Below are 5,437 nucleotides of genomic sequence, written 5' to 3'. Positions count from 1 at the left end.
GCCCCGCACTGCTCGGGCCGGCGCCGTCCCGCTCCTCGTCGCCGCGCTCGTCCGCCCCCGGCGTCCCCACCGGGTCCCCGTTCACGTCGAACCGCCGGAACCGCACGCCCTCGCCGTCACGCAGCGCGAGTTCGACGGGCCGCCGTAGCAGCGCGGCCGTGCCCGAAGCGGCGTACAGCGCGCGGGCCGTCTGGCGGGCGCCGCCGTCGGTGGCCAGCCACAGCTGGAGCATGGCGGTGTCGTCGCGGTCCGGGTCCGCCTCGATGCCGTGGGCCAGCAGGGTCGGGAGGTCGCGGAGCGACACCCTGCGCCAGTCGCGCAGGGCCGCGTGCGCGGGGGCGTTCTGCGCCTGGGCGTCGGCCGCCTCGCGGACCAGGGACGCGCCGTCGTAGACGCCCGGGTCCGTGAGGCCCGTGGTGACGCCGTGGCCGAGGAGGTCGCGCTCCGTGGGGCGCAGCCGGACCGTGCCGGAGACGTACCGGATGCCGTTCGGGCCGTGGACGGTGACGAGGGCGTCGGCGAGGATCTCGTGGCTGCGGGTGCCGCGGGAGTCCTCCGGGGTGGCGGTGTCGCCGCGCTTGAGCCACTCGCGGCGAGTGCCGGCGACGGCGGCGCCCGAGCCGGGGTCCTGGGCCGGGCGGGCCACTGCCGGCGCGGTGAAGCCGAGGAGTTGGCGGTTGGAGTCGTGGAGGCTGAAGGCGCCCTGGGCCGCGAGGCCGCCGGTGAGGCCCGCGTGCGAGGCGGAGCCCGCGCTGACCGTGCTGAGCCGGACCCGGTCGATCGTCACGTCGCCGGCGTCGGTCTCCCGGCGCGGCCGGTACAGCTCCACGGTGAGCCGGGGCGGGGTGTCGGGCTCGCCCTGGAACGGGTAGGCGCCCGGCATCGTGGTGGTGACACCGGCGGGGCCGCGCGGGTGGTCCAGCTCGATCGTGCCCGCCTGGAGGAGTTCGCCGACCCGTACGGCGGTGGCGTCCGCGGAGTCGGAGGCGGCGAGCCGGCGCCACGAGCCGGTGAGGGCCGGGGCCACCTCGCCGAGCGCGGCGGCGAGTTCGGTGCCCGCGTCGAAGGAGAAGACCGGTGCGGGGCCGCCCGGCGTGAAGCGGTGTCCGGCCGGCGTCGGCCGGATCGCCGAGTGGCCCGCCGTCAACTGCCGCTCGGGCTCGGCGGGTTCGGCGGTCTCGCTGCCGGTGAAGCGGAGCGCGGCGGCGGTGTGCACGGTGACGCTGCGCGTCGGGCGGCCGAGGAAGAGGTGGGCGACGCGGTCGGCCAGCGGGGTGTCCGCATCGGTCAGGCTGAGCACACCGTGCTGGAATATGCTGCCCGGCAGGTCCACCAGCCAGTCGACGGTCGGTGAGGACCGTACGGTGGCGACGATCCGGTACGGGACGCCGTCGAAGTCGGCGACGTTGTCGGTGCGCAGCCAGTGCCGGTCCTCGGCGGCCCGGGTCACCCGCGCCGAGTCGCCGCGCACGGTGTCGGCGCTGAGCAGTACGGCCGCCCGGTCGGTGCGGGGGCCGCCGGTGGGCCTCGGCAGCCGGGTCTGGAGCTGGACGAACCCGGAGTGCCGGGTGCTGTGGGAGGTCTTGTCGGTCACCGCGGACGGCGTGTGGCCGAGGTACTGCTCGATGCCGGTGCCCGTCGCCCCGTCGCGGCCGCGCACCTGTCGTAGCGCGTGGTCGTCGGCGTCCGGCTCGGCGGAGAGGGTGACCTCGACGAGGCGGGCGCCGCCGTAGCCGACGTGCCGGAACCGGAAGCGCTGGGCGCGGCCGGGGCCGCGGCCTGCCAGGGTGCGCAGGCCGGCCGTGGAGGTGAGGTCGGCGATGCGGGTGTCGACGCCGGAGAGGTACGACGCGTGGCCCGGGCGGGTCGTGCCGGGGGCCTCCTCCTCGATGAGGGCGAGGAGTTGCTGCCGGAGGAGGTCGGGGCGTTGCACGGTGCGCAGGGCGTCGGTGTACTGGTCCATCGCCTGGACGCTGCCGAGGCCCACCTCGCGGGAGGCGATGAAGCGGCGCGGCAGCGGCACGGAGCGCGGTACCGGCGCGGGCATGGTGAGACCGGGCACGGTCGCGAACCAGGCGGGGTGGCGGCGGATCTGGGCCGGGCTGACGAAGAACCGTACGGCGTCCGGGATGTCCACCGCCACGGTCACGGCGCGGCCCTCGCCCTGCCCGAACGCGTTGCCCACGGCGTTGCGGGTGCCGCGTCGGAACGTGACCAGCAGGAGCGCGTCGGCCGAGATGCGGTGCTGGGCGCCGCCCTCGGTGGCCGTGCGGTGCACGACCGTCGAGGAGGCGAGCGCCCGCCCCTTCTCCTTGCGGGTGGTGCGGGTGTAGCGGCCCGAGGGGTTGAAGGTCGCGCTGCGGGACGCGGAACCGGTCGTGGAGCTGCCTTGTTGTGGTGCCGGTTCGTCGGCGCGGCGTCGCATGCCGCCGTCGCCGAGGCCGCCGATGCCGCCGTCGTTGCCCGCGGCCTGGTCGGCGCCCGGGGTCTGGGCGGAGGAGCTGTTGCGGACGGCGGTGAAGCCGCCCGCCCACTGCGCGGCGCCGGCCACGCCGCGCTGCTGCCCGGCGCCGTCGACGGCGTTCAGCCCGGTCTCGAAGTACTGCGTGATCTCGGCCGACGCCCGCGGCCTGCGCAAGGTGCCGCGGATCTCCACCGACAGCACCTCGTCCGCGGCGAGCCCCGGCAGGGTGAGCCCCTCGATCACATAGGCGCCCTTGAGCACCTGGTGGCCGCGGGCCAGCAGGGCGGCCGGATTGCGGGCGGCGCTGAGCATCTCCGCCGTCACAGTGGTCGGATCGGTGGCCGCGGCGCCGGCCAGCGAATCGCTCACAGCACGTCCGACACGCGCCACCGGAGCGGGAGTTACTCCCCCGACCGCGTCCCGTACGCCGTCCAGCAGACCGCGCGCGGGATGCCCCTGGTAGGTGTTGCCGAGGACCGCGCGGAACGCGTCGTCCAGCGCGGCCGACGCCCGGAACACCTCCACCATCGAGTCGTCAGGCAGCGGTACCGAGTCGGGCAGCGGGGTGCCGTGCTCGTCGGTCAGGTCCAGCGCCGCGCGGTCGGCGTCGTCGGCGGCCCGCACGGTGTGCGCGGCGGGCGCCGCCGGGACGGCCTCGTCGGCGGGGAGCGTACGGAGCGTCGGCACCGCCAGCTTCAGCGTCCCCCGCACCCGGTCCGGCGGCGGAGGCGCGGGCGGGTCGTCCGGGCCGGGCGCCGGGGCGCCGTGCGGGACATACGGCTCCACGGCCGTCAGGGGCGCGAACCGCACCAGGGGCTCCTCCCCCGGCCCCTCGTACAGGTCGAGCGCGAAGGTGGCCGGCACCTCGAACACCTCGGTGCGCTGTCCCGCCCCGGTGCCCTGGAACTGCTGGTCGTGCCCGAGGGCCACATGCACACTGTTGTCGTGCTGCACCTGATGGGAGCGCACATGGTCGCCGGTGCCGCCGAGGGTCCACGCGCCGTCGCGCACCGGTATGCCGAGCGAACCGCCGACGCCGTACGACACCCCGTACTGCGAGCCGTTCTGGTCGGTGGCGACCGTCGACAGCGAGACCAGGCCGATGGTCTCCACGTGCGGCAGCACCGTGGTGTGCCTGCTCTCGCCCTCGCCGCGCTCCGCGCCGAGCACCAGCCGCACCCGACGGCTGCCGGTCATGGTCGGGATCTCCAGGAAGAGCGAATGGCCGCCGTCCAGCATGGCGTCCGTCGCGGCCCGCAGCCCGATCTGCGACCGGGTCTGCTCGAACCGGCGCAGGTTGTTCAACTGGGCCTGCACCAGCGCCTCGTCGGGCAGCACCCGGTTGCGGGCGTTGTCGTCGGCGGGCAGGAAACCCTCGCGGCGCAGCCAGTTCTCGGCGGGCACGAAGAGGGATTCGGCGTCCACCACGGCCAGCGGTGCCGCGCTGGCGCCGATCGACCGCAGATGCTCCAACTCGGCCGGGAGCCGCCGCAGTTCCTCCGGCGTCGGGACATGGCCCCGGGCGTCCTCGGCGGTCATCACCCGCAGATGCATGCCGGCCCGCCACTCGCCCGGCTCGAAGGTGTCCCGCCCGCCGCCCGGCCGGTGGAACACCAGCGTGTGCTCCACCGAGGCCGGCGCCAGCAGGTGACTGCGCTTGGTGCGCACCTCGTGCATCAGCGACGCGCCGGCGCTCTGGTTCAGCGCGTCGCTCGTCCCCGCCTGGACCGAGACCCGCCCGAGCACACCGCCGCCGACCCGCCGCGTCGCCTCCGAGTGGCCCTGGCTGTGGTCGCCGGTGAGCGCCGGGCCGACGCTCCCGGACAGGGACGCACCGCTGCTGAACTTCGACTGGGCGTCGAGCTTCACCGACTGCGTGAGGTGGCTCTCCAGGTTGACCTTCCCGGCGACGGTCTGCCGCAGCGGCTCCCCCACCACCACCTCGGTCCGCAACTGGAACATCCCGAGCGCGCGCCCCGACGTGTCGAGCAGCACCGGCGAGAAGACGCCCCCCTCGCGCTGCATCGGCAGGGTGCCCCGCAGCAACGGCTCCGACAGGAACGTCTCCAGCTCCGCCAGGGAATCCTTGCTCAACTCCCTTAGCCGGGTGCCGAATCGCTGGAGCGTCTCCGCGAGCAGCCGCCCTGGCTCCGCGACCGTGTCCACGCCCCAGATCGGCAGCACGTCCAGACCCGCCGCCGCCGGCAGCTCCCCGTCCTCGTCCCGCGCCAGATGCTGCGGGAACCAGAGGGTCACCGGCCCGTGCGACTGCGCCGGCGACCAGTTGACGGGCGCAGCCGGCGCCGGGGTGTCGACCCGTACCTCCCACACGGCGGTGAAGTCGTACGGCTCCGAAGGCTCGTTGCTGCGCTGCGCCGTCGTCGACGTCACACCCGTGGTCACCGACGCGCTCGACGAGAGCTGGTTCAACGTCAGCGCGAGGGTCAGCGCGGCATCGACACCGCGCACCGGGATCGCCCTGCCCACCGGGAACAGCGCGGTCCACGGCAGCATCACCGTACGGATGTTGCCGGACGCCTCCGACGACACCGACTCCTGCGAACCGATGCCACGCCGCTCCACCCGTACGTCCCGCACACCACCTTCGGCCTGCCCGTACCGGGCCGCCGCCCTCGGGTTCGAGAGCCCCATCCGCAGGTCCACGTCCCGGTCCCGGCCGTCCACGGTCACCCTGATCCGGAAACCCAGACTCCCGCGCAGATACGGCAGGTTGAGCACCAGCGTCTCGGCACTCGCCACCGTCCGCAACTGCTCCCGCACCGGGTGCGTGTCCGGAGCGTTCCCCAGTCCGAGCGCCGTCATCACCTGCTGGTGCAGCCCGTTCACGAGGTCCGCCGACAGCGGTTCGGGGAGCACCAGGCCTACGTTGCCGTCCTGTTGGGAGCCGTAGTCGAGGACGAACGTCGAAGAAGGCGGCGCTACCGGGGCGTTGGAGGTTGGCCAGGTGAGGGG

The 5,437-nt window shown here is 74.7% G+C and carries 1 pseudogene; it reads right to left on the bottom strand.

Annotated elements, in window-relative coordinates:
• A pseudogene (locus tag AC31A1_RS45820) lies at nucleotides 1-5,437 on the bottom strand (hypothetical protein); the annotation flags it as partial.

The sequence above is a fragment of the Streptomyces sp. P5F9 genome (genome assembly GCF_057961495.1).
This window is presented reverse-complemented; position numbering and strand designations above follow the sequence as displayed.